General features: G+C 52.9%; 25 protein-coding genes. 9 read left to right on the top strand and 16 right to left on the bottom strand.

Translation table 11 applies throughout. The features are described 5' to 3' along the window. Position 1: 1 nt before the first annotated feature. From H144_RS0110060 to gcvT, 3 genes are read right to left on the bottom strand one after another with little or no spacing between them, the layout of a single operon-like run. Positions 2–2008, bottom strand: coding sequence for a hypothetical protein (locus H144_RS0110060; protein WP_019941931.1), 2007 nt, complete (start codon positions 2006–2008; stop codon positions 2–4). 21 nt (positions 2009–2029) lie between these two features. Beyond that, the gene (locus tag H144_RS0110065) at positions 2030–2740 is read right to left on the bottom strand and encodes a 2-phosphosulfolactate phosphatase (RefSeq protein WP_026350568.1); all 711 of its coding nucleotides are present in this window, start codon (positions 2738–2740) and stop codon (positions 2030–2032) included. A gap of 29 nt (positions 2741–2769) precedes the next feature. Beyond that, entirely contained in the window at positions 2770–3852 is a 1083-nt protein-coding gene (gcvT, locus tag H144_RS0110070; RefSeq protein WP_019941933.1) for a glycine cleavage system aminomethyltransferase GcvT, read from the bottom strand. A gap of 160 nt (positions 3853–4012) precedes the next feature. On the opposite strand from gcvT, the gene H144_RS0110075 reads away from it, so the two are divergent. Next, positions 4013–5182 carry an FG-GAP repeat domain-containing protein gene (locus H144_RS0110075; protein WP_026350569.1) on the top strand — a complete coding sequence of 390 codons (1170 nt, stop codon included), beginning with the start codon at positions 4013–4015 and terminating at the stop codon, positions 5180–5182. 5 nt (positions 5183–5187) lie between these two features. Here H144_RS0110075 and H144_RS0110080 read toward each other — a convergent pair whose 3' ends face one another. From H144_RS0110080 to panD, 4 genes are all read right to left on the bottom strand, one after another. Next, positions 5188–5862, bottom strand: coding sequence for a zinc metallopeptidase (locus tag H144_RS0110080; protein ID WP_026350570.1), 675 nt, complete (start codon positions 5860–5862; stop codon positions 5188–5190). Positions 5863–5874: 12 nt separating this feature from the next. Then, positions 5875–6363 carry a D-glycero-beta-D-manno-heptose 1-phosphate adenylyltransferase gene (gene rfaE2, locus H144_RS0110085; protein WP_019941936.1) on the bottom strand — a complete coding sequence of 163 codons (489 nt, stop codon included), beginning with the start codon at positions 6361–6363 and terminating at the stop codon, positions 5875–5877. 79 nt (positions 6364–6442) lie between these two features. Then, the gene (locus H144_RS0110090; protein WP_019941937.1) at positions 6443–7480 is read right to left on the bottom strand and encodes a lysylphosphatidylglycerol synthase transmembrane domain-containing protein; all 1038 of its coding nucleotides are present in this window, start codon (positions 7478–7480) and stop codon (positions 6443–6445) included. Between the two features lie 37 nt (positions 7481–7517). After that, on the bottom strand, positions 7518–7868 hold the full coding sequence (gene panD, locus H144_RS0110095) for an aspartate 1-decarboxylase (protein ID WP_019941938.1): 351 nt from the start codon (positions 7866–7868) through the stop codon (positions 7518–7520). A gap of 238 nt (positions 7869–8106) precedes the next feature. On the opposite strand from panD, the gene H144_RS0110100 reads away from it, so the two are divergent. Beyond that, positions 8107–9585: a Gfo/Idh/MocA family protein gene (locus tag H144_RS0110100; protein ID WP_019941939.1), complete on the top strand. Its 1479-nt coding sequence runs from the start codon at positions 8107–8109 to the stop codon at positions 9583–9585. A gap of 73 nt (positions 9586–9658) precedes the next feature. On the opposite strand, the gene panC is transcribed toward H144_RS0110100, so the two are convergent. After that, positions 9659–10501 carry a pantoate--beta-alanine ligase gene (gene panC, locus H144_RS0110105; protein ID WP_019941940.1) on the bottom strand — a complete coding sequence of 281 codons (843 nt, stop codon included), beginning with the start codon at positions 10499–10501 and terminating at the stop codon, positions 9659–9661. Between the two features lie 206 nt (positions 10502–10707). On the opposite strand from panC, the gene H144_RS0110110 reads away from it, so the two are divergent. From H144_RS0110110 to H144_RS0110125, 4 genes are all read left to right on the top strand, one after another. Continuing rightward, positions 10708–11514: a glycogen/starch synthase gene (locus tag H144_RS0110110; RefSeq protein ID WP_019941941.1), complete on the top strand. Its 807-nt coding sequence runs from the start codon at positions 10708–10710 to the stop codon at positions 11512–11514. Positions 11515–11722: 208 nt separating this feature from the next. After that, positions 11723–13564: a glutamine--fructose-6-phosphate transaminase (isomerizing) gene (glmS, locus tag H144_RS0110115; protein ID WP_019941942.1), complete on the top strand. Its 1842-nt coding sequence runs from the start codon at positions 11723–11725 to the stop codon at positions 13562–13564. A gap of 129 nt (positions 13565–13693) precedes the next feature. Further along, on the top strand, positions 13694–14284 hold the full coding sequence (gldD, locus tag H144_RS0110120) for a gliding motility lipoprotein GldD (protein ID WP_019941943.1): 591 nt from the start codon (positions 13694–13696) through the stop codon (positions 14282–14284). Between the two features lie 75 nt (positions 14285–14359). After that, positions 14360–15067, top strand: coding sequence for a hypothetical protein (locus H144_RS0110125; protein ID WP_019941944.1), 708 nt, complete (start codon positions 14360–14362; stop codon positions 15065–15067). A gap of 2 nt (positions 15068–15069) precedes the next feature. On the opposite strand, the gene H144_RS0110130 is transcribed toward H144_RS0110125, so the two are convergent. Together H144_RS0110130 and H144_RS0110135 are read right to left on the bottom strand one after the other, a co-directional pair. Further along, positions 15070–15867 (bottom strand): SDR family NAD(P)-dependent oxidoreductase, encoded by a 798-nt coding sequence (locus tag H144_RS0110130; protein WP_033402563.1) that lies wholly within the window; start codon positions 15865–15867, stop codon positions 15070–15072. 57 nt (positions 15868–15924) lie between these two features. Next, a complete protein-coding gene (locus H144_RS0110135) occupies positions 15925–17643 on the bottom strand; it encodes an IlvD/Edd family dehydratase (RefSeq protein WP_019941946.1) in 1719 nt (572 codons plus the stop codon). Positions 17644–17794: 151 nt separating this feature from the next. Here H144_RS0110135 and H144_RS0110145 point away from each other — a divergent pair, with 151 nt between their 5' ends. After that, a complete protein-coding gene (locus H144_RS0110145) occupies positions 17795–19009 on the top strand; it encodes a serine hydrolase (protein WP_229207875.1) in 1215 nt (404 codons plus the stop codon). On the opposite strand, the gene H144_RS0110150 is transcribed toward H144_RS0110145, so the two are convergent. Then, positions 19010–19405 carry a MerC domain-containing protein gene (locus tag H144_RS0110150; RefSeq protein ID WP_026350571.1) on the bottom strand — a complete coding sequence of 132 codons (396 nt, stop codon included), beginning with the start codon at positions 19403–19405 and terminating at the stop codon, positions 19010–19012. A gap of 192 nt (positions 19406–19597) precedes the next feature. Here H144_RS0110150 and H144_RS0110155 point away from each other — a divergent pair, with 192 nt between their 5' ends. Next, complete coding sequence (locus H144_RS0110155; RefSeq protein WP_019941950.1) at positions 19598–20008, top strand: Fur family transcriptional regulator; 411 nt, start codon at positions 19598–19600, stop codon at positions 20006–20008. Positions 20009–20065: 57 nt separating this feature from the next. Here the strand turns inward: H144_RS0110155 and H144_RS0110160 are convergent, their stop codons facing one another. Together H144_RS0110160 and H144_RS0110165 are read right to left on the bottom strand one after the other, a co-directional pair. Further along, positions 20066–20620 carry a hypothetical protein gene (locus tag H144_RS0110160; RefSeq protein WP_019941951.1) on the bottom strand — a complete coding sequence of 185 codons (555 nt, stop codon included), beginning with the start codon at positions 20618–20620 and terminating at the stop codon, positions 20066–20068. An 80-nt stretch (positions 20621–20700) separates the two neighbouring features. Then, on the bottom strand, positions 20701–23031 hold the full coding sequence (locus tag H144_RS0110165; protein ID WP_019941952.1) for a TonB-dependent receptor: 2331 nt from the start codon (positions 23029–23031) through the stop codon (positions 20701–20703). A 195-nt stretch (positions 23032–23226) separates the two neighbouring features. On the opposite strand from H144_RS0110165, the gene H144_RS0110170 reads away from it, so the two are divergent. Continuing rightward, positions 23227–23952 carry a hypothetical protein gene (locus H144_RS0110170; protein WP_033402565.1) on the top strand — a complete coding sequence of 242 codons (726 nt, stop codon included), beginning with the start codon at positions 23227–23229 and terminating at the stop codon, positions 23950–23952. Between the two features lie 44 nt (positions 23953–23996). Here the strand turns inward: H144_RS0110170 and H144_RS0110175 are convergent, their stop codons facing one another. The 3 genes from H144_RS0110175 to H144_RS0110185 form a co-directional block, all read right to left on the bottom strand. Continuing rightward, complete coding sequence (locus tag H144_RS0110175) at positions 23997–25058, bottom strand: NHL repeat-containing protein (RefSeq protein WP_019941954.1); 1062 nt, start codon at positions 25056–25058, stop codon at positions 23997–23999. Positions 25059–25126: 68 nt separating this feature from the next. Continuing rightward, entirely contained in the window at positions 25127–26086 is a 960-nt protein-coding gene (locus H144_RS0110180) for a 1-phosphofructokinase family hexose kinase (protein ID WP_019941955.1), read from the bottom strand. 104 nt (positions 26087–26190) lie between these two features. Next, positions 26191–26883: an SDR family NAD(P)-dependent oxidoreductase gene (locus tag H144_RS0110185; RefSeq protein ID WP_019941956.1), complete on the bottom strand. Its 693-nt coding sequence runs from the start codon at positions 26881–26883 to the stop codon at positions 26191–26193. Between the last annotated feature and the right edge of the window lie 48 nt (positions 26884–26931).

Consider the following 26931-nt stretch of genomic DNA (forward strand, 5'->3'; position numbering starts at 1 on the left):
GCTAGTTTTCGACCGTCACGACAGCCGAGCCGCGTCCGCTGCCCGTGCCGCAACCGCTTTTAAGCGAACTGATGGTATATTCGGTCGTCGAGGCTGGCGAAACGGAAATCAGGTACGGATTAAGGAATGTACCATTAATCGCCGTGCCGTCCGACAGCGTGAACGACCACGGCGGAAGGCCGTTTTTAAATCTTAACTGGATACGCGTCGTGCGCCCCGCTGAAATGGTACCGCGTCCCGAAACTTCGCCAACGGCCTTGTCCGGCGCCACTACTTCCAGTTCCTCAATCGCACTCGAAACTGCCGGCGAGGAGGAAACGATACGGATTTTCTGCAATTTGGTCGTATCACCCGGCGATGCGGCCGCGATTTTTACCTGCATGGCCGTCGCGGTGACGGTAGTCGGCAGGTTGACGAAACGTCCCGATTTGTCGGTCATTTGCACCGTGAACTTGTTGCCCGGGTTGTAGCGCCCTTCGGTTTTATAAGGTATATCAATGGTAGAACCTGCGCAGACCATATTTTGCGGCAGTTTGTCGAGGGTAATGCTCGCGGGAGGACTTTTCACCGTCACCTTCGCGGAACCCGAGAATTTACCTACACCACACAAACCACCTGCCGAAGTAATCTGGTAATTGGTGTCATAGAAAGGCTTTACCTTCATTTTGTGCGGCGATTCCTGGATGTTATTCTCATAGGTACCATCCGAAAGCAGCACGAACCACGGGCCTCCGCCCGTGAATTTGACGGTGAGCATACCCGATTCGTTTTCGCCCAGCCGCAATGAATCCTTCTGCAAAGTAGCCACGGTAGGCGACACAATGGAGATATTGGCGGTCTGGCTCACAAGGTACGGAGCTGTGGACGTCACGCGGAGGCGGTATTCGCCCGGTTTGTAGGTATCCGGGATTTGCGTTGTGATGAATCCGGTGGAATCTGGTGTCGAGATGTTCTTGAATGCACCGCTGCGCTCGGCGATCTGCACGATGAACTTGTTGCCTTCCTTATATTTCCCGGTTGCATTAAATGGCACCTGGAAAGGCACGCCCGCACACAGCTTGGCGATTTTTTCGATCTCTTTCAGTTCCAGCTTGGGCTCGGGATTGTTGTTTACATTCACAATCGCCTCACCGGAGGTAGTGCCGCTTCCGCAGGCATTGGAAACGCCCGTTACCCGGTAGGCCTTCACATCGGTAGGTTTTACCGTAATATAATGTGGGTTCGAAAGCGTTTGCAGCACAGTGGTGCTGTCCGAAAGGCGGAACGACCACGGTGCCGCTCCCGTCAGGTTCACACGCAAATGCGCTTCCTGGCCCGGCATAATGCGCACGGTCTGCGTGCCGTCGATCAGGTCGATCTTCGCGGCGGGCGCTTGGAGCAGTCGTAAAGGCACTTCCTGGCTTTTCACGACCGGAATGGACGCTACGATCTGAATGCGGTACACTTCCCCACCCACCTTATAGGAAGGTATCACGGCCTTCACCGGACTCTTCTTCACGGGCAGCGAGATAGGCACCGATTTGCCGGTCGCGTCGATAATATGTGCGATAAAGGTGTTGTCTTCGTCAAACGGCCCTTCCACTTTGAATGGAATGGTCACATTCGTGCCCGGACAAACGGAAAGGTATGAAATGTCCTCGATCGTAATTTTGTAGGAGTGAATGCTGTCCGCCTTTTCCACGGGAAGTTTGGCTTCATTGGCCGCTTCCGTCAGCGTGTCGCCATTGGCTGAAACCCCGCTCGGCATCGTCGTGTCCGCTGCGGTGGTATCCGTTGCAGGCGTCGCGACGCCCGGCGTGGAGACGCCCGGCGTGGACACGCCCGGCGTAGTAACAGCCGACGCTTTTTTCAGGGTGTCGGTCTTTACGGCCGACGGTCTGGCGGGAGCAGGGGCTTTGCTTTTAGGCGTGATCAACGTTCTTCTGGGCGTGCCGGACTTTCTTTGCGCTTCTGCCTGACCTGCGAACAGCAGCAATCCTAGAAAAATAACGAATACGAATCGGAACATGCAGTTTGGATTGAGTAAATATTAGTTCATGGAAACCAGCGTACTACCCCGGAGCACCGGAACCACATCGTAAAGATCGGTTTGCAGGCAGTACGAAATGTCCTTCTGAATGCCCAGGCGCTGTAATCGACGCACGTGCGACGAGTTGGAAACGCTGGCGAGCAGGTTGTCGCGGCTTTGCTGGTATAAACGTTGCGCCATCAGCGTTCCGTCTTCCAGGAGCATAAATTGATCCTTCAGTGCTTCGGCCAACGCCCCTGCGAACAAGGTATCTTCCAGGTTCGGGCGGCCTTTCCAGCCTGCGCACAGTACCAGCACATCGTAAGGCTCCGTTTTCAGATGGGCGGCCAATGCGCCCAGGTTCAGGAACGAGCCGATCATCACTTTCACCGCCGACGATTTCGCCTTCGCGATCGAAAGCGTTCCATTGGTAGTGGTCATCGCTACCTGCGCTCCGATGAGGCTTTCGTGCATGTAGCTGAATGGTGAGTTATCGAGGTCGAAACCTTCTACCTTGCGCGCATCGCGCTCGGCGGCGGCTATAAATCCTTTGTCTTGCAAAAACTTGCATTCTTCCACACTCGCCACGGGCGTAATGCTTTTCACACCGTAAGCGAGGCCGGTTACCATGCAGGAAGTTGCGCGGAAAATGTCGGCTACGACCACGATCGAGTTATCCAGTTTGTGCAGATGAAGTAAATCCGGAGTCAGACAAACGTCAAGTTGTTTCATAAATGTGCAATCGGACTTTAATAGGAGGGTTAATTTTTTACAAATGGCGTTTTTACAACCTGTGCTTTCAACAACCGGTCGCGGACTTTGACAAAAATCTCCGTACCTGCCTTACTGAATGCCGCGGGAACGTAACCCAGCCCGATGCCTTTTTGCAAAGTCGGCGATTGCGTTCCGGAAGTCACTTCGCCGAGTTTGTTGCCCTCCGCGTCGCACAGTTCGTAATGCCCGCGCGGGATACCCCGGTCGATCATCTCGAAACCGACCAGTTTTTGCGTCAAACCGGCTTCTTTCTGCGCTTTTAATGCTTTGGAATTGATAAAATCTTTCGTGAATTTGGTCACCCAGCCCAGGCCGGCTTCCAATGGCGACGTTACATCATCGATATCGTTGCCATACAGGCAGAATGCTTTTTCCAGTCGCAGTGTATCGCGTGCGCCGAGGCCCACAGGCTTGATGCCGAACTCCGCACCTGCTTCGAAAATGGCTTCCCACATCTTTTCGGCATCGGCATTTTTTACATATATTTCAAAACCTCCCGCGCCGGTATAGCCCGTTGCCGAGATAATAACATCCTTGATTCCCGCCATTTCCCCGATTTTGAAAGTATAGTACTCCATCGAAGCGAGGTCTACGTCGGTCAGTTTCTGCAATGCAGCAGTCGCTTTCGGGCCTTGAACGGCCAGCAGGCAAAGCGCATCCGACAGGTTTTCCATCGCCACCCCTTCGGTATTCTGGCCCTGGATCCAGTTCCAGTCCTTTTCGATGTTCGAGGCATTCACAACGAGGAAATAATCGTCCTCGGCAATGCGGTACACGAGCAGGTCGTCCACCACGCCGCCGGTCGCATTGGGCAGGTAGCTGTATTGCACTTTTCCGTCATACAGCGCCGTAGCGTCATTCGCGGATACTTTCTGGATCAATGCGAGCGCACCAGGCCCTTTTACGCTGAATTCGCCCATGTGGGATACATCAAACACACCCACGGCATTTCTTACGGTGTGGTGTTCATCCAGATCCGAGGAGTAACGGACAGGCATTTCAAAACCTGCGAACGGGACCATTTTTGCGCCCAAACGGATATGGAGCTGATGTAAAGGGACTGTTTTCATGAACGATATTTGGTTTCACATTAATTTACAAAAGTAGGCAATGGCAGTGAAAGCGACACAAAAAACTGTTTTTTCAATGTCCGCTGAGCGCTTTTTGAAGTATATTGTTAAAAAATAGGTTAAAACATTTATTCTCCGGCCGGTGCCGGTTTTCATAAATATGACTAAACGACTATTGCTCCCGATGGCCCTTCTGATGGCGGGCAATGCCTTCGCACAAACGGCTACTTTCAGCGGGCAGACTATCGACGATAAGGTGAGCATCGGCTACGGCCTGGCGTCGGGTGACGTGGACGGCGATGGTAAAACGGATATTCTGCTGGCGGATAAGAAGGAAATCGTCTGGTATAAAAATCCCGGGAAAGGTACCGGCGCCTGGACGCGCTACGTGATCGCGAAAGACCTCACCGAACAGGACAATGTGTGCATTGCCGCCCGCGATATCGACGGCGACGGCAAAGTCGAAGTAGCCGTAGGAGCCGGCTGGAACCCCTCAGAAACCAAAAATCTGAAAACATCGGGCGCCGTTTTCTACCTGGTATCGCCGGACGACCGTACACAGCCGTGGACGCCCGTGCGGCTGCACCACGAGGTGACGATCCACCGTATGCATTGGGTCAAAACGGCCGATGGGCCGTTCCAGCTGGCGGTACTGCCGTTACACGGCGAGGGAAATACGGGCGGAAACGGCGCAGGCGTGAAATTGATCGTTTTCGATGTGCCAGAGAACAGGAAGGGCATCTGGCCCTATAACCTGATCGAAACCAATATGCATATGACGCACAATTTCCAGCCGATGGAAATCCCCGGCAGAATGGCCGGAATGTCCATTGCAGGCAAGGAAGGCGTGCAGGTGTTCCTGGATGGGGCTGATGGCTGGGCACCGTCGGGAAACTGGATGGTGCCGGAGCGCGGGGTAGGAGAGATCCGCACGGGAAGCCTGGGTAAAAAGCAATTGTTTACCGCCACCATTGAGCCGATGCACGGTACCGAACTGGTCGTTTACACTAAAGAGGGTCGTACCGTACTTACCGACCGCATCAAGGAAGGCCACGCATTAGCCTGCGCCGATTTCTTCGGGCAGGGCCGCGACCAGGTGGTCATGGGCTGGCGCAACCCGAACGTGACCGGCGAAACCGGCGTCCGCATTTATGTGGGAACGGACGCCGAAGGCAAGAAATGGACGGAGTATACTTTGGATGAAAAGATCAAAATCGCCTGCGAAGACCTCATACCGGCCGATCTGGACGGCGATGGGGACCTGGATGTTATAGCCGCCGGCCGCGCGACGCATAATCTGGTCGTGTACTGGAATCAGCGGAAGAAATGAGTTTATTAATCGCGGCGCCCCATCAGCAAGCTCACATAATAGAGCAGGGTAGCCAATGAACCGATTGCCGCTACGAGGTAAGTACGGGCTGCCCATTTCAATGCATCGGCAGACATCACGTACTCGCGTTCGTTCACAATGCGGTTTTTCTGGATCCATGCCAATGCACGATTACTTGCATCGTATTCAACCGGTAGTGTAATGAAGCTGAACAATGTCGTCACCGCGAATAATGCGACACCGATTGTCAATGGGATAATCGACGTATTGATCAGCAGCACACCGATGAAAATGATCCACTGCATATATTGTGACGCGACGCTCAGGAACGGTACCATTTGCGAACGGAATTGTAGCCAGCTGTAAGCAGTCGCGTGTTGCACGGCGTGCCCGCATTCGTGGGAAGCCACAGCCGCGGCCGCTACGCTTCGTCCGTAATATACATCGGGGCTCAGGTTGACTGTCTTATCCTGCGGATTATAGTGGTCGGTCAGACGGCCTTCCACGGACACCACTCTTACGTCGTAAATGCCGCTTTCCCGGAGCATCGTTTCGGCGATTTCCTTACCGCTCATGCCGTTGCTCAATCCCACTTGTGAATATTCTTCAAACTTACTCTTCAAACGCCATTGCACGTAAAAGCTCACGCCCATTACGATCAAAGCAATCAAAAGTCCCATAGTTATTGCTATTTATTTATATCCTTGTTTTATTTTCTCGATCAGTGCAGTCGTTGAGTAGCCTTGTACCAAAGCAATCGTTTTGACCTCACCTCCTCTACTCAAAACAAAATCCGCGCCAGCAATGTTTTCGATCGTATAATCGTCACCTTTGACCAAAATGTCAGGTTTTACGGCCTCGATGAGCTGACTAGGCGTCGGTTCGTCGAACAAAATGACAGCATCGATGAACGAGAGTGCTGCCATCAGCCTGGCCCTTGCATACTCATTGACGACCGGTCGGAGCGGACCTTTCAGGCGGCTTACCGAAGCGTCGGTGTTCAGGCCGAGTACCATTCTGTCGCCCAATGCGCGGGCTTTTTCGAGGTAATCGATGTGCCCGAGGTGTACAATATCGAAACATCCGTTGGTGAATACAACTTTTTGTCCGGCTCTTTGCCATGCTTCCACGGTCGGCACCGCTTCTTCTAATCTCAGGATTTTGCTTTCGGTCAAATTCATTTGTAAAGACAATATGGATTTAAGAAATGGATAACCTAACATACTCCATTTCCATTTTTCGAGACTATTAAGGTAGCAATTAGTTTGCCGCGGACACTTGCTCCGGCTCGGCGGCGGCGTTTTTATTCACAATCAGCACATACAGAAATGCCAACGCGCCGATGGCGAGCATAAAGAGCATTTGCGCACCGTGGATGAATGTCGCCAATGTGATGCCGTCGTTCTGCGAAAGCCCGTAAAGGACCATCACATTGCCCACCAGCAAATGGTACGCACCGATCCCGCCCTGCGTAGGCGCCGTCATACCGATCGCGCCGACAACGAGCAATGTCAGCCCGGCAAGCGGACCGAGGTCGGAAGTTTCGGGAATGCAGAAGAAAAGCACATAGGAAACAAGGTAATACAATACCCAGATCATTACGGTGCTGAAAATGAAAAGGCCCGGATTCCGCAGCTTGCGCACGCTCAGAAGGCCTTCCAACATGCCTTGCGCGAAGCCGATGATTTTGGCAATGAGCGCATTCTGCTGCAATTTGTTACGCAATGCGGCATTTTTGAAAATAACAGTAGCCGCCACGCCGACAGCCAACAACCCGACGATCAGAATACTGAGCAACATACCGCTACCCGAACCGCCGCCCTGGCTGCCGCCTATTTTACTTTGAAAAAAATCAGTAAAAAAAGTGCTGAGCCGCTCGAATTCGAGGATGAAATTCAGCCCGATCATCAATACCAGGATAATCACATCGAAAATCCGCTCCGCCACTACCGTACCGAAGCTCAAACTTACCGGAATACGTTCCAGGCGATAAAGTGTACCGCAACGCGTCACTTCGCCCATGCGGGGCACGATGTAGTTGGCAAAATAGCCGGTAAGGACCGACATTGTGCTGTTCACAATGCCCGGCTTATGGTCCAGCGGCTCGATGAGCATTCCCCAGCGCCATGCCCGCATGATGTGCGCGAGCAGGAGGCAAAAGCATGATACGGCGATCCACCGCCAGTCGGATTTGGCAAAACGGTCAAGCATTTCGCCCAGGTTAATATCTTTAAACACAAACCAGAGCAGACCGCCTGCCAGGACAAGCGATATCGTGTAACGCAGTATATTTTTCATGCTTTGCTAATAATGTATAGTGCAGGGTCCCGGAAGGCTAGCTTACCAGGTGGTTGTTATGGTCGGGGAAAACGATCATCGGTTTGAATGTCTTCGCCTCTTCCTGGCTCATGCTGCCGTACGCGATGATGATGATGATGTCGCCGATCTGCACCCTTCGCGCCGCCGCGCCATTGAGGCAGATCATGCCGGTACCGCGCTCACCTTTAATGACATATGTGATAAAACGTTCGCCATTGTTATTGTTCACAATGTGAACCTGTTCATTCTCTATTAGTCCCGCGGCGTCCATCAGATCCTCGTCGATCGTGATGCTGCCAACGTAGTTCAATTCCGCCTGAGTCACCTTCACCCGGTGAATCTTCGATTTCATTACTGTGATTTGCATTACCCGGTGGTATTGGTCTAATTGAAATGCATTACCCCGCAAAGTTACAGGAATAATACCCAGCCATCAAAACATACTCTCCGGTGGGACGGTTCCAGAATATTTGAAATCGCGTTCTACATGATGTTTCGTAAATACATTATTATATTTAAGCGGGATTTAATAGTATTTGGGCCTCAATAGAAACTTATTCCTTACATCTATATTAATCTACTTTATTTTTTCATTACCAAAACCGATGAGTACAGAAAACAAACCGAAAGACGTTAATCGCCGGGACTTTATCCAGAAGTCCTCCGCGGCGGCCATTGGAAGTTTCTTCATAGTACCCCGCCACGTGCTGGGGAAAGGATATAAAGCCCCCAGCGACAAGCTGAATATCGCCGGTGTCGGTGTGGGTGGCAAAGGTTTTTCTGATACCAACAATGCCTGGAACAAGGGCGCTGAGAACCTGGTGGCACTTTGCGACGTGGACTGGTCGCAGGCGCAGGTGAAAAAGAACTTCGAACTGCACCCGGATGCCAAGAAATACAAGGACTTCCGCAAGATGTTCGACGAAATGGACAAGAGCATTGATGCCGTAACCGTTTCTACGGCGGACCACATGCACGCGATCATCGCCATGGCCGCTATGCAGCGCGGAAAGCACGTATATGTGCAAAAACCCCTTACCCACGATATTTACGAGGCACGTATGCTCACCGAGGCGGCGCGCAAATATAAAGTGGTAACCCAAATGGGTAACCAGGGCGCTTCCAACCCGGCTCAGACGCAAATGAAGGAGTGGTTCAACAAAGGCCTCATCGGGAACGTCCACGAGGCGCACGTTTGGACCAACCGTCCCGTATGGCCGCAAGGCATTCCCGTTCCGACCGGCAAGCACGAAGTGCCTGCGGACATCGACTGGGAACTGTGGGTAGGCTGCGCCGACTGGGTGGATTACAACCCGGCCTGGCACCCGTTCAAATGGAGAGGCTGGTGGAACTTTGGTACCGGCGCATTGGGCGACATGGGTTGTCACCTGATCGACCCGGCGTTCCGTACGCTCGGCCTCGGTTATCCTACGGAAGTTGAATGCTCGGTAGGACAGGTGTTCATCAAAGACTGGACGGCCGAATACATTCCGGAAGGCTGCCCGCCGTCATCACGCGTACAATTGAAATTCCCCGCGAACAAAGTGAATAAGTCGGAAGTGACTTTGACCTGGCACGACGGCGGTCTCCGTCCGTTCCACCCGGACCTGATCCCTGCGAACGATCCGCTGGGCGAACCTGACAGCAGCAATGGCGTACTTTTGATCGGTGAAAAAGGTGTTATGACCTGCGGAACTTACGGTATTGCGCCGAAGGTGTACCTTAAAGACGGTACCAAGCTCGAATACAAGCAGGGAGATTTCGGTAATAAATACACGCCGATGCCGGAATTTGGCCACCACGTGTCTTGGAGCGACGCCTGCAAAGCCGGTTTCAACAGCAAAGAGCACAAAGCGTTGACATCATCGTTCGATTACGCGGGTCCTTTGACAGAAACTGTGATTATGGGTAACCTCGGTATCCGCAGCTACAACCTCCGCACCGCGAAGGCTGACGGCAAAGGATTCGACTACCCTGGCCGCAAGAAACTGTTGTGGGATGGCAAGAATATGAAAATCACCAACTTCGACGAAGCGAACCAGTTCGTACAACGCAAGTACCGCGGCGACTGGAAACTGGCTTAACAGTTGATAGTGGTAAAAGCAGAAAGGCTCCGATAAGGAGCCTTTCTGCTTTATCAAGGTTTTTAGACCAATATCAGAATATCACATTGTCGATCAACCGCACGGGACCGAGGAATGCCGCGACGCAGATCGCATTGCCGCCTTCCGGGCCGATTTGGTCCACAGGCCGCAAGGTTTTGATATTAATCACTTCGAAATAGTCCAGCGTAAACCCGGGCGCAGCTTTGAAAAGCGCTTCCGCCTCGGTGGTCACTGCATTTACTGCCTCGCCCGCGAGCAAAGCGTCGCATGCGCCTGCAAGGATCTTGTAAATCTGCGGCGCGATGGCACGCTCGGCGTCGCTCAGCCGCCGGTTACGGGACGACATCGCTAACCCGTCGTTTTCGCGCACGGTAGGGCATATGACGAGTTCCAGGCCGAATGCAAGGTCGCGCACGAGCTGGCTCACGACCGATACCTGCTGCAAATCCTTCTGCCCGAAATAGGCACGATGCGGCCTCACGATATTGAACAGCTTCGACACGACAATGCCGACACCATTGAAATGACCCGGCCGCGAAGCACCTTCCATCACCGTTTCCAGCTCGCCGAAGTTAATTTTCAGTACCGGCTGTTCGGGGTACATTTCCTCCACCGCCGGCGCGAACACGGCCGAGCAGCCCGCTTTTTCGAGCATCGCACGGTCCTCTTCGAACGTACGCGGATATTTGGCCAGGTCCTCGGGGTTGTTGAACTGCGTGGGGTTCACGAATATGCTGCAAACGACGATATCGGTCCCATTTTTGGCCGCTTCGATCAGCGAAATGTGGCCTTCGTGCAGGGCACCCATGGTAGGCACGAGCCCGATGGTTTTTTGTTGTAAAAGTTGCTGGTCGAGGTACTGGCGGAGGCTTTTGACCGAAGTGAATACTTCCATGTAAATTCTGAAAACTGAGGGAGTAACCTGCGAGCTACGATTGCTTTTTCAATATAGCGCCTTACGTAAAGCAGATTATGGAAACATCAGGATAGGGAATTCCCAAACTGGCCGCAATATGACAATTAGTTTGGAATATCTTTTGAAATTGCCATTTTTTTTGTATAATTTTGCAAAACTTTTTTTCACAAACTGCTAAAAGATCTATGGAGAAACTACGAATTTTGTATGTAGCCAGTGAAATCAATCCCTTCCTCCAAACAACCGATGTTGCCGACTACGTGAGAAAACTCCCTCAGGCAATGCAGGAAAAAGGGGCAGAAATCAGGATACTCGTTCCGCGTTTCGGGTTGATCAACGAACGCAAAAACAGGCTTCATGAAGTAGTTCGACTGTCAGGAATCAATATTACCGTAGGAGATGAAGAAAAGCCGCTAATCATTAAAGTAGCTTCGATTCCCAATGCGAAGTTGCAGGTCTATTTTATAGATAACGACGATTACTTCCATCGCAAATCCGTTTTCTTCGATAAGGAAAATAACTTTTTCGATGACAACGACGAACGCGCGATCTTCTTTTGCAAGGGTGTTTTGGAAACAGTTAAGAAACTGGGATGGGCCCCGGATGTGGTGCACTGTAATGACTGGATGACGGCTCTGATTCCATTGTACCTGAAAACCACTTACCGTAATGATCCGATGTTTAAGGATACGAAAAGTGTGTTTACCGTACATAATAATGCTTTCGACTACAAATTCGACGCGGATTTGCAGAGCAAGGCCAAAGCCATGGACGTGAGCGATGAAGCACTGGCACATTTGCATTCCGCCGATTTCGAAGGTTTTGTCAAAATCGGATGTGCTTATGCGGATGCCGTTCTCAAAGCCGAAGAGCATTGCAGCGCGAGCCTCAACGAAATTTTCAACAACGCGCCCAAACGCGTTCAGCTCGACGAGCAGGATGAGAATTTCTCCGAGTCGTACTACAACCTCTACAACGATCTGGTAAGCTAGCAGATACATTTCACAGGGCAGAAAAGCCGGCGATTTTCACAGTCGCCGGCTTTTTTGTGTTTTCCCGGAATGTTTCGTGTGTTCGAGCACTGTTGATAAATTGGATATTTTTTAGTATTTAATTGAAATTTAGCTTGCTAACGATCCCGCTTTGCCATTTATTTGCTCCCATCAATCACATACACAAAATTTAAAATATTTTAAGAATATGTGCGGAATTGTGGCTTATGTTGGAAGCAGAGAGGCATATCCTTTAATTTTAAAAGGATTGAAGCGACTCGAATATCGTGGTTACGACAGCTCGGGGATTGCTTTACTCGAAAATGGTAAATTGAATATTTACAAGAAGAAGGGAAAGGTAACGGACCTCGAATCCGAGCTGAAAGAAAAGAAGCTTCCCGCAACGATCGGCATTGGCCACACACGCTGGGCCACCCATGGGGAACCCAACGACGTGAATGCCCACCCGCACTATTCCAACAACCGCAGATTATCGATCATCCACAACGGGATTATCGAGAACTACGCGGCGATCAAACAGAACCTGATCGGCAAAGGCCACCAATTCCTCAGCGATACGGATACCGAGGTGCTGATCCATTTTATTGAAGACGTGCAGAAAGAAACCGGGGCGTCGCTCGAAGCAGCTGTGCGGCTGGCATTGAAGGAAGTGGTCGGTGCCTATGCTATCGTGGTGATGTCGGTGGACCATCCCGGCCAGCTCATTGCGGCCCGCAAAGGCAGCCCACTCGTAATAGGCGTAGGCGAAAACGAGTATTTCCTGGCCTCCGACGCCACGCCGATCGTGGAATATACCAAAGACGTGGTATACCTCGACGATTACGAAGTGGCCGTTATCAGCGAGGGCAAGCTGAGCATCCAGCACCTGGAAAGCACCACCGAGACCATTCCCTACATTCAAAAACTCGAAATGGAGCTCGAAACCATCGAAAAAGGCGGTTACGACCATTTCATGATCAAGGAAATTTTCGAGCAGCCCCGCTCCATCGCGGACTCGATGCGCGGACGCCTCCGTGCGGACGACGCGCACCTGCAACTCGGCGGTTTGAACGATTACCTCGACAAGCTGGCCCAATCCGACCGGGTGGTAATCGTCGGCTGCGGTACTTCCTGGCACGCCGGGCTGGTGGCCGAATACCTGTTCGAGGAGCTGGCGCGGATCAATGTCGAGGTGGAATATGCGTCGGAGTTCCGCTACCGGAACCCGGTCATTAAAGAGAACGACATTGTCATAGCCATTTCACAATCGGGTGAAACGGCGGATACCCTGGCGGCGATTGAACTCGCCAAGTCCAAAGGGGCTACGATTTTCGGAGTTTGCAACGTCGTGGGCTCGTCCATCGCCCGCGCCACGCACGCAGGCGCCTATACACACGCGGGCCCGGAGATCGGTGTGGCCAGTACCAAGGCGTTTACCGCCCAGGTGACTGTGCTCACGCTGATGGCCATTGCCCTAGCGAAGCGCAAAGGCACCATTTCGGAGGAAACTTATCGCCAACTGCTGATCGAGCTCGAGACGATCCCGGCGAAGGTGGAAAAGGTGTTTGAAAATGCAGCCAAAATCAAGGAGATCGCATTCATATTCACTTATGCCCGCAACTTCATTTACCTCGGGCGCGGTTTCAATTTTCCCGTGGCATTGGAAGGTGCATTAAAGCTCAAAGAAATTTCCTACATCCACGCAGAAGGTTATCCGGCCGCCGAAATGAAGCACGGCCCTATCGCATTGATCGACGAGGATATGCCGGTGGTATTCCTGGCCACGAAAGACAGCTCGTACGAAAAAATCGTGTCGAACATCCAGGAAGTGAAAGCCCGTAAAGGCCGCGTAATCGCGATCGTGACGGAGGGTGATACATTGATCCCCGGCATGGTCGATTTTGTGATCGAAGTGCCTGATACCCACGAAATTCTGACGCCGCTTGTTTCCGTGATCCCGCTGCAACTGCTCTCGTACTACATTGCAGTCATGCGGGGCCGGAATGTGGACCAACCAAGAAATCTTGCCAAATCGGTTACCGTAGAGTAACGGAGGAGGATGCCGGAGAGCGAGACTGTCTATGACGGTTTCGCTTTTTTCTTTTCAGGGTTTGGGATAAAATGAATGTAAAACTGTTTTCGTTAGTTTTGCGCAAGTTTGCCAACGGGCCCTATTGATATGTACAAAACCATTGTCGCGATTTTCCTGCCCCTTTCACTGCTGTTTTCAGGTTGTAAAAAAGGGGAGGACCAAACCTACATCCCCAAACCCAAAGGTTATAACCGCATCGACCTGCCGGGGCACGCCTACAAGCAGCTTACTGAAAAGCATCCCTACTCTTTCCAGGTTTCGAAATATGCGGTGGTGGAGCCGGATACCTTTAAACTGGCAGGAAAAGACTGGATTTTTATCAACTATCCGCAGTTCAAGGCCAATATTCAAATTACTTACAAGGCATTGAATAACAATCCCACCTTGCTGAAAGCATTCATCGACGACAGCTACAAGCTCGCCAGCAAGCACCAGATCCGCGCGTCGTCCATTCAGGAGCAGCGCGTTCTGGGAAAATCGGGGCGTACGGCCATGCTTTTCAAGATCGAAGGCGATGTGCCGAGCCCTTACCAGTTTTACACCACCGACAGTACCGGGCATTTTCTACGGGGGGCTATTTATTTTCCAACGGCTACAAAGAATGATTCGCTGGCACCGGTAATTGACTATTTGCAGGCCGATATGCTGCAACTGCTCAATACTTTGGAGTGGCGATAATATTACCTGTCGGCTGTTGCGGCGGAAATGGGAAGGACGTATCTTTGAAAGTTAACACCTCAACAACACCTCGATATGGCCCGCAAACAGCCCAAAAATCAACTCCTTTTAGATTATTCCGTCCGCGGTAACCGCATTGTCCTGCATTTGGGACAAGTCGAAAGCCGTCGCGCCGCAGATCATCTTTTTGAAGGCTTGGTGAATGGCGACTGGATGATCGAACCGGCAGGCGAGGTAGCGGATATTTCCTACGCACAGGACATCGTGCATCAGATCGGGCACAAGCTGCCGTACCCGGAAGGCATCAAAATCGCGCAGCTGCACAACGTAGATCCGCATTTTAAAGGCTTTTCAGCCATTTACCATCAGAAAGGATGGGTATTTGTGAATGCGGCTTCAGATATCAACGAGCGCAATTACCACATTCATTTGCTGACGGTTTCCCTTGGCCTGCACACCATTTACGCGAGCGCCACTTCGCTGGCAGCCCGCTCCGAGCAGCTCATTTTTGAAGCATTGCTGCCGTTTGAAGAAGTAGAGAGCTTTTTCAGGAACGATATTTCCAAAATCCCGGATTTCCTGGCGTCGGATATCGCCAATTTCTTCAAAGTGCCGTTCCCAATGGTACTGAAACGTGCATTGGCATTGAAAATCATTAACGACGAGCAATATCGCAGCTTCATGACCGTCAACCCCAGCACCGCTGCCAAGCCACGCGAACTCTTCTTCTCGAAAGACGGAAGCATCGATGACCTGGAAGCGCAGCTATTTTCGGGCGAATAAACCTAGTTTTTCTTTACGTTCATATTGCTGAGATCGGGCAGGGGACTTACGGACGTCCAGCCGCCGTCGACGATCAGGCTTTGCCCTGTAATGTGCCCCGAATGCGGCGACAGCAGGAACAATGCCGCATGGGCGATGTCTTCGCAAATGGCAGGCCGACCCATCGGCGTGATCGCCGACCATGTTTTGGGATAAGTAGGGTCCTCGGCCAATGTCCGTTCCGTTAAAGTGGCGCCGGGGGCTACGGTGTTAATGGTAATGCCGTGCGGAGAAAGTTCGATGACGAGGTTCTTCGCGAGCATTTCAAGCCCGGCCTTCGTCATCGCATAAGCACCGAGAAACTGGTGCGCCTGGTGGCCGACTACGGACGACATGAGCAGTATCCGTCCGCCCGATTTCTGCTTCCGCATTTGCCTGGCCGCTGCCTGAGTGAGCAGGAAGGAGCCCATCAGGTTCACTTCCAGTACCTTGCGTAAATTTTCCACCGGATATTCAAAGAAATCACCAAAGAGGGTAATGCCGGCGTTGCAAACGGTCAATGTCAGCTTGCCAAAGCATTTTACAGCTTCGTCTACCATCGCTTCGATCACTTCGGGCTGGGAAGCGTCGCCAGCGAAGGCCACGCATTCGCCCTCCTTGTTGCGGATTTTCTTGGCGGCCTCGGCGGCGAGGGCCTTGTCGGTATCGTTGAGGATAACCCCTGCGCCCTGGCAGGCCAGTTGTTTGGCTATTTCAAACCCGATGCCTTGCCCGGCACCGGTGACGATCGCTACGTGGTTGTCAAAAAGTTGGCTGCTCATTGCAATATTGAATTTGTCGGCGGTAATGCGGTCGTACATGCCGCATTACCGGCCTGTTTAATGCGAATCTCTCGTTACCTGATCCCCGGAGCCTCCGCGGAGGAAATCGAGGTCGGCGCCTTCATGCGCCTGTGTCACGTGGTTGATGTGCAAATGCACGTAACCACGGTTATAGCCCAGTTCGAGCGGCTTCCAATGCTGGCGGCGGCGCGCCAGTTCTTCGTCGGATACTTCCAGGTGCAGCTTTCTGTTTTCTACATCCAGTTCGATATAGTCGCCGTCCTGCACCAATGCAAGGTTGCCGCCTACCGCCGCTTCCGGTGACACGTGCAAAATTACCGTTCCGAAGCCGGTACCGCTCATGCGGCCGTCGGAAATGCGTACCATGTCGATCACGCCCTGTGCCAGCAGCTTCTTGGGTAACGACATATTACCCACCTCCGGCATGCCCGGATAGCCTTTCGGCCCTACATTTTTCAATACTAAAATACTGTTTTCATCCACATCGAGCTCAGGGTCGTCGAGACGGGCCTTGTAATCGTCGATATCCTCGAACACGATCGCCTTGCCGCGGTGCTGCATCAGTTCCGGTTTCAGCGAAGCAGATGGCTTGATCACCGCGCCGTTCTCGCACAGGTTCCCACGCACGACGGCCAGTCCCGTCAGGTCTTTGATTGGCTCTTCCATCGTACCGATCACCTCCGGGTTGAAGCATTCCGCGCTTTCGGAGTTTTCGGCCATCGTTTTGCCATTAGCCGTGATTACCGACTGATGCAGCATTCCGCTCAGTTCCTTGATCACCACCGGCAGGCCGCCCGCATAATAGAAATCTTCCATAAAATACCCGCCAGAAGGTTGCAGGTTGAGCAGGAGCGGCACTTTTTTACACAAATCATTGAAATCATCCAGGTTGAGGTCCACGCCGATGCGGCCCGCGATCGCGAGCAGGTGGATCACAAAGTTGGTGGAGCCGCCAATGGCCGCATTGATCATGATCGCATTCTCGAATGCTTCGCGGGTCAGGATTTGCGACAGGCGCAGGTCTTCCTTCACCATATCCACAATGCGCCGGCCCGACAAATGCGCGAGGACTTTCCGCCGCGAATCCGCCGCCGGGATGGCTGCATTCTCGGGCAATGTCAATCCGAGCGATTCCACCATACAAGCCATCGTAGATGCCGTGCCCATGACCGCGCAGTGGCCGTCGGAACGGCACATACAGGCTTCGGCGGTGTAGAGCTCTTCCTGCGTGAGCTCGCCCTTGCGGTGAAGCTCGCTGAAACGCCAGACGTCGCTGGTGCCGATGGTTTTGCCCCGGTAGCGACCGGTGAGCATTGGCCCGCCGGACACGACGATGGTCGGGATGTTCACGCTCGCTGCGCCCATCACGAGCGACGGCGTGGTTTTGTCGCAGCCGCAGAGTAGTACCACGCCGTCGATCGGGTTGGCCCGGATCGATTCTTCCACGTCCATGCTTGCCAGGTTGCGGTAGAGCATCGCCGTGGGTTTGATGAGCGTTTCACCCAATGACATCACCGGGAATTCCAGCGGAAACCCGCCTGCTTCCCACACACCGCGCTTTACCGACTCGGCGAGCTCGCGGAAATGCCCGTTGCAGGGCGTCAGCTCCGAAAATGTATTACAAATGCCGATCACCGGCCGTCCTTCAAACTCGTCAGCGGGATAACCCTGGTTTTTCATCCAGGCGCGGTAAATGAACCCGTCCTTACCCGATTTGCCAAACCAGCCCCTGCTGCGCAACTTGTTTTCTCCCATTATTTCGCCATTTTTTGTATCTCATCAGAAAAGGAGCACGGCAGTAAAAACTAATTCCGGCCGCCCTTTAAAATAAAAAATCGTATATTCGGCTAACACGTGCCCGCTAGTATCCATGCTTTTTTTTAGAAATTATAAACTGTTGCTCCTCTTGTCTTTACAGCTGGCAGCCCTGCCGATCCACGCTCAATATCACGCGGATAATTTCATTGAAAAATTACTGAAAAAGCATCCCGAACGATTCTCGGCGATCCTGCAAAACCCTGAACAATACAAAGTCCAGATCCTTTACACGAAGATCGACCGTAATAAAAACAACGTCCCGCATTTTACTACGCATGGTTACCGCGTCAATACCGGCGAATATTTTTATCCGGCCAGTACCGTTAAGCTACCGGCGGTAGCGCTGGCATTCGAGAAGCTGAACAAGCTGGGAATCGACAAGTACACGCCGATGTACACCGATGCCGTCCGGCCGGAGCAAACGGCCGTAAAAGCGGATACGAGTTCCGAGGACGGGCTGCCTTCGGTGGCGCATTATGCCAAGAAGATATTGCTCGCGAGCGATAACGACGCGTTCAACAGGCTCTACGAATTTATCGGCCAGCAGGAGTTCAACGACAGCCTGCATCAAAAGGGCTTCACCAGCAGCCGCATTCTCCACCGCCTCGATTCGCCCATCGGGCCGGAAAATAACCGGTATACCAATCCCATCCGGTTTGAAAAGGACGGCAAAATCGTCTTTCAGCAGCCCGCGAAATATGATGAAAAGGAATACAATGCGCCAGGTCCCATTCTGTTAGGCAAAGGTTATATGAAAGACGGGGCGCTCGTGAACGAGCCGTTTGATTTTACCAAAAAGAACTTCTTCCCGCTCGAAGAACAGCACCGGCTGCTAAAAACGCTCTTCTTCCCCGACCAGGTGCCGGCTTCGCAGCGGTTCAATCTCACCGAGGACGATTACCGGTTTATGTACCAGTACATGTCGCAATTTCCCGTGGAAACGAGCTATCCGGCGAGTTATACCGACGATTACTATGATGGTTTCGTGAAATTCCTGCTTTTCGGGGCTACTAAAACGCGCCTGCCGCGGCATATAAGGCTTTTCAACAAATGCGGGGACGCATATGGCTTCCTGCTCGACAATGCCTACATCGCCGACTTCGAGAAGGGGATAGAGTTCATGGTAACGGCGGTGATCTACTGCAATGAGGACGGCGTTTTCAACGACGACAAGTACGACTATGAAACCGTAGGCTTCCCGTTCATGGCTAACCTGGGGAAGACGTTTTTTGAATACGAACTAAGCCGCAAACATGCCAACAGGCCCGATCTGAGCCGTTTCGAAGTGCAATACGATAAATGATCAGCGGGTGCGGAACTTCAACCGCGGGGCGATCTGGCAAATGTAAAGGTTGATGAGGTGGCCGACGATCAGCAGCCCGGAACCCACGTAACCCAGCCACGCAAATACCTGGTGACGGCCTTCGAAGATCAGCGAAACGGAGAAAATGGCCAATGCGCTCCAAAGTAAAACGCGGATGCCGATCGAGCGATGGTCGCGCGTGGCGTAGTACACGGCGATACCATTGATGAGGATAAAGAGGTAATCGAGCGAAATGAGGCCGATATGCGCGTGGTTATGCGTCGCTACCGACGAGCCCAGCGCCAATGCAGGAACCAGTATGCAATGGATAATGCACAACACGGACCCTAAGATCCCAATGTAGTCGGCCCTGCCATGTGAGTGTACTGCTTTCATTTCCTACATACAATAATGTTGCAAAAATAACACCCTCGCTTCGAACTTGCAACGGGGTTGCAGAATATTTTTCTCTTGTGGTTCGTCAATTCCTGAAAGTGTAATCGGAATCCTTGGAATTTGAACCGGTTAGAACTTAACTTTGGCAGGAAAGGTTTTAGAAGGGAGGATTTTATCAAACTGTTGGAAACAATGGACCAGTTAAGGGAAACGCTGAAAGTACACCACCTGCGCACCACCACGTGTCGCGAAGACGTGCTTTCGACTTTTATCAATAGAAAGAATGCATTGTCGCACGGGGACCTGGAAGGCGCGTTGGGAGAGAGTTACGACCGTGTGACGATATACAGAACGCTGAAAACATTCCTCGAAAAAGGTATTATCCACAAGGTGCTCGACGACGAGGGCCTGCGCTACGCATTGTGCTCGCACAGCTGCTCCGAAGAAAAGCACCAGCATGATCACATCCATTTCAAATGCAGCTCCTGCGGCGAAACCAACTGCCTCGAAAACCTGCATATTCCCGCCGTGAGCCTGCCGGACGGGTACCATCCCGAGAATTTCAACCTGCTGATACAGGGCATTTGCCCGAAATGCAACTAAACAAAAATGGATCAGTCAACCGGCTGATCCATTTTTGTTTCACTCCAATTTCACGGTTTATTTCACTTTCAACTGGAAATCCAGGTTTACATCGTCGCTTCCTGGCGTTGGCGTGCCGTTTTTGGCGCCTGGCTGGTGGCGTAGCTGCACCTTTAAAGTGCCATTGCCGGCTGCACCGGTTTTCGCGGAGCCTGTGAGGCCGATAGGATAGTTGTTTTTGTCCTTGTCGCCATAGGTGTAGGTCAAAAGCGCCGCGGGCGAAGGGGTGTACACAAACAAATGCTCGTCCGACTCTTCCGCCACTTCCTTGGTAATATCATCCACGGGCGACTTGCTTTCGTCGAGCAGCTCAACGGCCAGCGTGTAGGTCGTGTTCGGTTTCAGCGCAATGGTGTCGAATTTGGTAGGTGCATTGCCACCGTCGCCGTCGGCGTCCTTATAGGAGAAAGTACTGACGTTGGACGTGCCTTGTTCGGTGAATTTCAATGTCACGGAAGTGATCAGTTCATTCTCGTCGTCCGGTTCCACCTCGTCGCCCGAATCTTTACATTGCACAAAGGCGGTGGTCATCGCGGCGAGCAGCATCCAGGTCAGCTTACGGTTCATTTTCATACGTAATAGGTTTAAGTATTGTATTAAATTCATTTTTAAGTCGGGCTTCGTTAAGTCGGGCTTCGTCAAGCCCGGCTTCGCTAAGCGCCGAACTTCCATTTCAGGCGGAGAGACGCATTGCGGCCCATGTCGTCGGCATAGTAGCGGAAGCGGTTCAGGTAGTCGCGGTAAATGGTGTTGAACAGGTTCTGCACATTGATACCGATTTCCAGGTGCTGTTTTTCCGATACCTTCAGCGTCGCGCCCGCTTGCAGGCTCCACAGCGAATAGGCTTTGGGCGGCGGAAGAAAGTCGCTGTTGGCGGGCACGCGTTTTTGCTCCGCTACGAGCAGGTTACCGACCGAAATGAAGCCGTCCTTCCACTTGCCCCGATCGGCGAGCTGGTATTTCAATGCATTATCCAACCGGTTGGGCGGGATCATGACCAGGTAACCGTCGTTACGCTCGTCGTACACGCGCAGGTACGTGAGCTTGCTCGAAACCGTCGTGCGCTTCGCAAATTCCCAGCTTCCCGACACGTCGATGCCTTTGAAAGAGGCGTCGGTTTGAGTGTATTTGAAGTAGGGAAATGCACCGCGGATGGTCAGGATCGGTTCGGGCTGCGGTTTCAGGTATATAAAATCAAAAATGTAATTGTAATAACCGCCCAGCTCGATACTCCATTTCGGTGCGGCGTATTTCACGCTAGCGATGGAATTAAGGGCCTTCTCAGGCTGCAAGGTGGCGTCGCCTTTCTCGTAGGCGGCCGCGCCGTGGTGTACGCCGTCGCTGAACAGCTCGCTCACGTTCGGCGCGCGCCAGGCCGTACCCACGTTCAGGCGTGCGGAAAGGCGTTCCGAAAAATTGCGCGTCGCGCCGGCAGTTCCCGAAAAATTGCTGAAATCGAACTGGTCGGCGATCTTCTCGCGGTTCACGATCCGGTAGGTTTTCAGCGTCCGGTAATCATAACGCAGGCCGGCTTCCAGCTCCCATTTCGCGGTCACGTACCGCTCGATCCAGAACAGCCCGGCGTTGAACTGGTTGAAGTTCGGGATCAGCGGACGGCCGCTCATGAGGTTGTATTGGTATAACGTACTTACGCCAATTTGCCCCGTGATTTTGCCGGCAACGGGTTTGTGGTCCCAGACCACGTCGTTTGTCAATGAAGTGAGTTTGAATGTCAGTTCGGGGTGGTTCAGGGCCGCTATGCTGTCGTTGCGGGGGCGGTGCAGGTCGAATTCGTTGCGGTTGTTGTACTGCCGTGCGAATGTCCATTGCACCCGGTTGCCGTTTTTGAAATGGTAATGTGTTTCGGCTTTGACGAGCTCGTGCGTCGCATTCTGGTTAGGCCGGTTGATGGCATAGCTGAACCCGGATTTGACGAACGGCTCGCCGTTTTTGATCACGTTGAGTAAATCGGTGACGCTGCCGATGTGCGACCCGGAGAAAATACCGATCTGCGTATCGAAGCGGCTGTAAAATACATCGATGCCCAGCCCCTTATTTCTGTAACCTGCTGCCAGTGAGAAGTTGTTTTCGCTAATGCCGGTATTATCGAGGAAATAATCCGGTGTGCGGATGTTCCCGCCGCGCTTGATGGTACCCTGGGCCCGCCAGCCGAATCCTTTCACAAAGTTCAGCCCCCCCTGCACGGTGCCCGATAATACGCCCTGGCGGCCGTTGGAAAAACCAACCGCATTCAGTTCGCCGGTAATCGGTTTGTCAACCGGCAGTTCTTCCGGTTCCACCAATATTACCCCGCCGATGGCATCCGAGCCATAGCGCACGCCTGCCGCGCCTTTCACGACGGAAATGCGCGTGGCAATGAACGGGTCGATTTCCGGCGCATGTTCCGAGCCCCACTGCTGGCCTTCCTGGCGAATGCCGTTGTTCATGATGAGCACGCGGTTGCTGTGCAGGCCGTGGATGACAGGCTTGGCGATGGAAGAACCGGTTTGGAGCGTCGTTACGCCGGTAACGCCTTTGAGGCTTTCGCCCAATGTCTGGCCACGGGTTTTATCTAAATCTGCGCCGGAAATAGTCGTCAACGGCTGCGAAGAAGGCGCGTCGGTCCGGTGGGCCGTGATTTCGACATCCTTTAAATGCACTTCCTGTTCAAGCAGGTTGAAGTTTTCTTCGTGCCCCGCCGTCAGATCGACTTTCTGTTGAAATGGATTATAGCCGATAATGCGGCATTCGAGCGTGTAGTTGCCCGGGCAGAGGTTGCGGAGCTCATACCGTCCGTTCTCGTCCGTGAAAACACCATTATTCTGCCCGACGATCAGCACGGTGGCACCTACAATGGGCTGGCCCGTGTGCTGGTCTTTCACGACACCTTTCACAAAGCACTCGCACGCGGGCTGCTGGGCGTGGGCCGTCAGCGAAAGCAGCGTGAGCAGCAGGAACAGGAGTGAGTGTCTGAACGAGGGCATCGGTATCGGGTGCGAAGCGGGTTATGTTCTTTTTGTTACAACGTTGCAAAAATAGCATCATTGCAACTGTGTTGCAATTAAAAACAGGAAGTATTTTCTCAAATTTTCAGGGGATTAGGGTCTAAAACGTAAATTTGTGCTCCATTTTGCCGCATTCAATCCTTGTCCGACCTGCTTTTAACCAAGATCATGCTCATGCCCCCGCTCATTGCCGGGGTAACCTTAGCTGTTCGTAAATGGGGCGAGGGGCTGGGTGGCTGGATCGGCGGGTTTCCCTGGGTAGCAGGGCCGATCTCGTTTTTTATCGCATTGGAACATGGCGCGGCATTTGCGGCATCTACCATTCCTTCCGCATTGCTTGGGTCGGTGGGTACCATGCTTTTTGCATTGGTATATGCAGTGCTTTCTTCGCGGCTGCACTGGTTGCCGACGGTGCTGCTCAGCTACGGGGCGTTTTTCGTCGTGGCGATGCTTTCGCTGGGACGGGATATTTCGCTTACGGCCGGGGTGGGGATCAACCTGCTGGTGCTCACATTGGTCTTATATTTTTTCCCAAAACCGAAAACAAAAGGCGATTTCAAAAAGCAGCCGTCGTGGGATATTCCCCTGCGCATGCTCGTGGCGACGCTGTTCGTCGTCATACTCACGCAGGCGGCGGATTACCTCGGGCCTACCTGGAGCGGCATTCTCACGCCCTTCCCGATCATGACGTCCACGCTGGCCGTATTCACGCATTCGCAGCAGGGCTCCGATGCGGCGATCCGGATATTGTATGGTTTGCTGCTGGCAGGGTACGGATTTGTCGCGTTCCTGGTGGGCGTGGCCTGGCTCGTGCCGCAAATGCCTATTGCAGCGGCTTACGGCATTCTCACCATTTCGACGATGGTCGTGAATGGCATTACTATCAAAATGATCCGCTAGCATTCGCCAGCGGATCATTTTGTTTGCGTAAAATCTGATATTGCTTAAACCCTTTCCAGCTTCACGGGGTATGTTTTCTTCGCATTCCATTGGCAGACGTAGATATTGTGGTCGTTGTCGACGCACACGTCGTGGCAATGCATGAATATCGGTTTTTCCTGTAACATCAATTGCAGCTCGCCGTTCCGGTATTCGGGTTTGGTACCGCCGGGGTTGGAGATCACTTTGTTAGCCTTGTCGATGATCGTCACGAACCCTGAGTTCGGTGTCTGGTTCAAATAGCGCAGGCGCGACCAGCAGACGCCGGCGTACAGCGTATCGTCCTTGAAGACCGGGCGGCAAACGAATGCGCCGGGGAGGAAGATGGTGCTGAGGTATTTGCCGTCCAATGTGAACTTCTTGAATGCGTTGTGGGCACGCGAGGTGACGATCAGCGTCGGGTTTGCTTTGTCGCGGTAGTCGATGGCGATGCCGTGGGCGGTGGAGAATTGGGCGTCGCCGTCGCCGGAGCCGCCGAATTTGTCGATAAACTCGCCTTTCGGGGTGTATCTCAAAATCCATTGCGAGCCGTAGCCGTCGGCAATGTAAATGGTGCCGTCCGGGCCGATAGCCGTTTCTGTCGGTTTGAATGGATCGGCTTCCTTATAGGCGCCTACTTTCGACGGGTGTTCGATCGTAAGCAGGATTTTTCCTTTCAGATCCGTTTTAAAGACCTTGCCGATGTTGGGATCGCTGATGAACAGGAATTCCTCGCCGTTGGCATTCCACAATGTGAGCCCATGCCCGCCGGGAAATTCGTGCCCCCAGCTTTCCAGCAGCTTGCCCGAGCGGTCGTACACGAGGATGTTGTTTTTAATTTCATCCCCCACCATAATGAGCCTGCCTTTGCTGTCCTGCACCATTTCGTGGCAGTTGTTGACCGGGAACTGCGAAGCGTCGAGGTTACCCCAGCCCTGGTGCACCTTGTAGCGGTGGCTACCGTGGCCTATCACCTCGCCATCGGCTTTCGGTTTGGCGTGCAGGATGTAAAACGGCTTGAATGTAAGGGCTGCGGCAGTGGCGGCGGTGATCTTCGCGAACTGACGGCGGGAATGTGTATCGGACATGACTAAGTCTTTTATTTTGAGAAAGACCGCACGCCCGATTTCTTACTATTACCCCGAAATGGATTTCGTTAACTGGCCGAGTAGCGCTTTCCGTAGCGGTTGAGCCAGTCGAGCAGGCGGTTCACATCCTGCATCCTGAACAGCTCGCTGCCTGAATTCATCGTCGCCGCCGTTCCGCAGGCGACGCCCATTCTGACGGCCTCGCGGTAGGATTTGCCTTGCGATAACGTCCAGATAATGCCTGCCAGCATGCTGTCGCCGGCGCCTACCGTGCTTTTGGGCTGTACGGGCGGTGCGGGAATGTGTTCTACCTGGTCTTCGGTGACGAGCATCGCGCCCATCGCGCCCATGGACACGATCACGATCTCGCATTGCCCGCGTATGATGAGTGCGCGTGCGGCATCGTCCACCTCGTCCATTTCGAGCTTATCTACGCCTACAAGTTCGCTGAGCTCGGTAATGTTGGGTTTTAATAAATAAACGCCCGCTTCGGTGGCGTAGCGCAATGCATCGCCGGATGTATCGGCAATGAAGCGTGCGCCCTGCTTGTGGGCTATCCGGGCTATTTGTCCGTAAAAATCGGAGGGGACGCCGGGCGGCAGGCTACCGCTGGCGATGATATAAGACGGCTTGGGGTCGAGCTCTTCCATCGTTTCGAGGATAGCCCGTACTTCGGTCGGCATCATTTCGGTGCCGGGCATTCCGAAGCGGTACTGGAACCCGGTACTTGTTTCGAGCACGTGGAAGTTTTCGCGCGTCCATTGTTTGGTTTCGATCACCATGGTTTCCACACCCTCGCTTTTCACGAGCTTGTGCAGGCGCTGGCCGGTAGGGCCGCCCACGGTAAAAATGGCGATCGGATTTCCTCCCAGCCTGTGAATGGCCTTGGCTACGTTAATACCGCCTCCTCCCGCTTCAAAATTGGGTGCGTCGCAGCGCAGTTTGTTGTCGGGTACAATGCGCGGTACATTGGAGCTTTTGTCGAGCGCGGGATTTATTGTAAGGGTTACAATCGGTCCGGTAGCCATAGGAGTACGGTGTCTGGTGAACTATTTTACGCGAATAAAAGAAAAAAAGCGATTCTCTCTGCGTCGATAGCAATTTCTTCACAGCGCGACCGTTGGGGCGGCCACTAGTATTGCTCTTCCAGCACACTCCGGCCGCCGTCGACTACGAGCACCTGTCCGTTGGTGAACCGGGCATAGTCCGACAACAGATACACCGCTGCGCCGTCGATATCAGCGGGCATCGCAGTGTCGGTGGCAATGACATTGATCCGGATATCATGACCGGCATAGGCCGCTGCAATGGATTTGGAAAAACCAATAACAGCTGCTTTGGATGTCGCACGGGCATGGGTTGCAAGATGATTTTCTGTCGAAGCGATTTCCGGGCTTAGGTTAAGAATGGACCCGCCTTTGTTCATTCCCATGAAAGTCCTTACCGCCGCCTGATTGGAAAGCATTAAGGACGTGAGGTTCTGGTCCAGCGTTTTGCGCCAGCTTTCGAGGCCCAGGTTGTGCAACGGGCCATCGGTTGCAGGCTCCTCGTGGTCTTCCGGCGCATGGTATAAAGCGTCGAAACTTCCGAATTCCCGAATGCAGAGCTGGATTGCGTCCAGCGCTGTTTGAGGCTGCGTTGCGTCACCTTGTTTGGCTCTTGCATTGCTTCCCAGGTTCAGTTCTGCCATGAGGCAGCTTTCAGGGTTGCGCCCCACTACCACCACATTCGCGCCGTTTTTGACAAAGGCTTGTGCCGCGGACAGTCCCGCGCCGGTGGTTCCTCCGATAACGACGATCGATTTATTTACGAGCCAGGTTTCCATTAAAATAATATAGTGTTTCTCTGTAAAAGTAGGATTATTGGGATGAAA

Source organism: Dyadobacter beijingensis DSM 21582 (assembly GCF_000382205.1).
GTDB classification, from domain to species: Bacteria; Bacteroidota; Bacteroidia; order Cytophagales; family Spirosomataceae; genus Dyadobacter; species Dyadobacter beijingensis.

Coding starts and splice junctions, on each gene's coding strand:
- H144_RS0110080 (WP_026350570.1), bottom strand. CDS start 5,862: ATGGGACTTTTGATTGCTTTGATCGTAATGGGCGTGAGCTTTTACGTG.
- H144_RS0110100 (WP_019941939.1), top strand. CDS start 8,107: ATGAGTACAGAAAACAAACCGAAAGACGTTAATCGCCGGGACTTTATC.
- H144_RS0110075 (WP_026350569.1), top strand. CDS start 4,013: ATGACTAAACGACTATTGCTCCCGATGGCCCTTCTGATGGCGGGCAAT.
- rfaE2 (WP_019941936.1), bottom strand. CDS start 6,363: ATGAATTTGACCGAAAGCAAAATCCTGAGATTAGAAGAAGCGGTGCCG.
- H144_RS0110090 (WP_019941937.1), bottom strand. CDS start 7,480: ATGAAAAATATACTGCGTTACACGATATCGCTTGTCCTGGCAGGCGGT.
- gcvT (WP_019941933.1), bottom strand. CDS start 3,852: ATGAAAACAGTCCCTTTACATCAGCTCCATATCCGTTTGGGCGCAAAA.
- H144_RS0110170 (WP_033402565.1), top strand. CDS start 23,227: ATGCCCCCGCTCATTGCCGGGGTAACCTTAGCTGTTCGTAAATGGGGC.
- H144_RS0110060 (WP_019941931.1), bottom strand. CDS start 2,008: ATGTTCCGATTCGTATTCGTTATTTTTCTAGGATTGCTGCTGTTCGCA.
- H144_RS0110130 (WP_033402563.1), bottom strand. CDS start 15,867: ATGAGCAGCCAACTTTTTGACAACCACGTAGCGATCGTCACCGGTGCC.
- H144_RS0110155 (WP_019941950.1), top strand. CDS start 19,598: ATGGACCAGTTAAGGGAAACGCTGAAAGTACACCACCTGCGCACCACC.
- panC (WP_019941940.1), bottom strand. CDS start 10,501: ATGGAAGTATTCACTTCGGTCAAAAGCCTCCGCCAGTACCTCGACCAG.
- glmS (WP_019941942.1), top strand. CDS start 11,723: ATGTGCGGAATTGTGGCTTATGTTGGAAGCAGAGAGGCATATCCTTTA.
- H144_RS0110185 (WP_019941956.1), bottom strand. CDS start 26,883: ATGGAAACCTGGCTCGTAAATAAATCGATCGTCGTTATCGGAGGAACC.
- gldD (WP_019941943.1), top strand. CDS start 13,694: ATGTACAAAACCATTGTCGCGATTTTCCTGCCCCTTTCACTGCTGTTT.
- H144_RS0110180 (WP_019941955.1), bottom strand. CDS start 26,086: ATGGCTACCGGACCGATTGTAACCCTTACAATAAATCCCGCGCTCGAC.
- H144_RS0110150 (WP_026350571.1), bottom strand. CDS start 19,405: ATGAAAGCAGTACACTCACATGGCAGGGCCGACTACATTGGGATCTTA.
- H144_RS0110160 (WP_019941951.1), bottom strand. CDS start 20,620: ATGAAAATGAACCGTAAGCTGACCTGGATGCTGCTCGCCGCGATGACC.
- panD (WP_019941938.1), bottom strand. CDS start 7,868: ATGCAAATCACAGTAATGAAATCGAAGATTCACCGGGTGAAGGTGACT.
- H144_RS0110125 (WP_019941944.1), top strand. CDS start 14,360: ATGGCCCGCAAACAGCCCAAAAATCAACTCCTTTTAGATTATTCCGTC.
- H144_RS0110065 (WP_026350568.1), bottom strand. CDS start 2,740: ATGAAACAACTTGACGTTTGTCTGACTCCGGATTTACTTCATCTGCAC.
- H144_RS0110175 (WP_019941954.1), bottom strand. CDS start 25,058: ATGTCCGATACACATTCCCGCCGTCAGTTCGCGAAGATCACCGCCGCC.
- H144_RS0110110 (WP_019941941.1), top strand. CDS start 10,708: ATGGAGAAACTACGAATTTTGTATGTAGCCAGTGAAATCAATCCCTTC.
- H144_RS0110165 (WP_019941952.1), bottom strand. CDS start 23,031: ATGCCCTCGTTCAGACACTCACTCCTGTTCCTGCTGCTCACGCTGCTT.
- H144_RS0110135 (WP_019941946.1), bottom strand. CDS start 17,643: ATGGGAGAAAACAAGTTGCGCAGCAGGGGCTGGTTTGGCAAATCGGGT.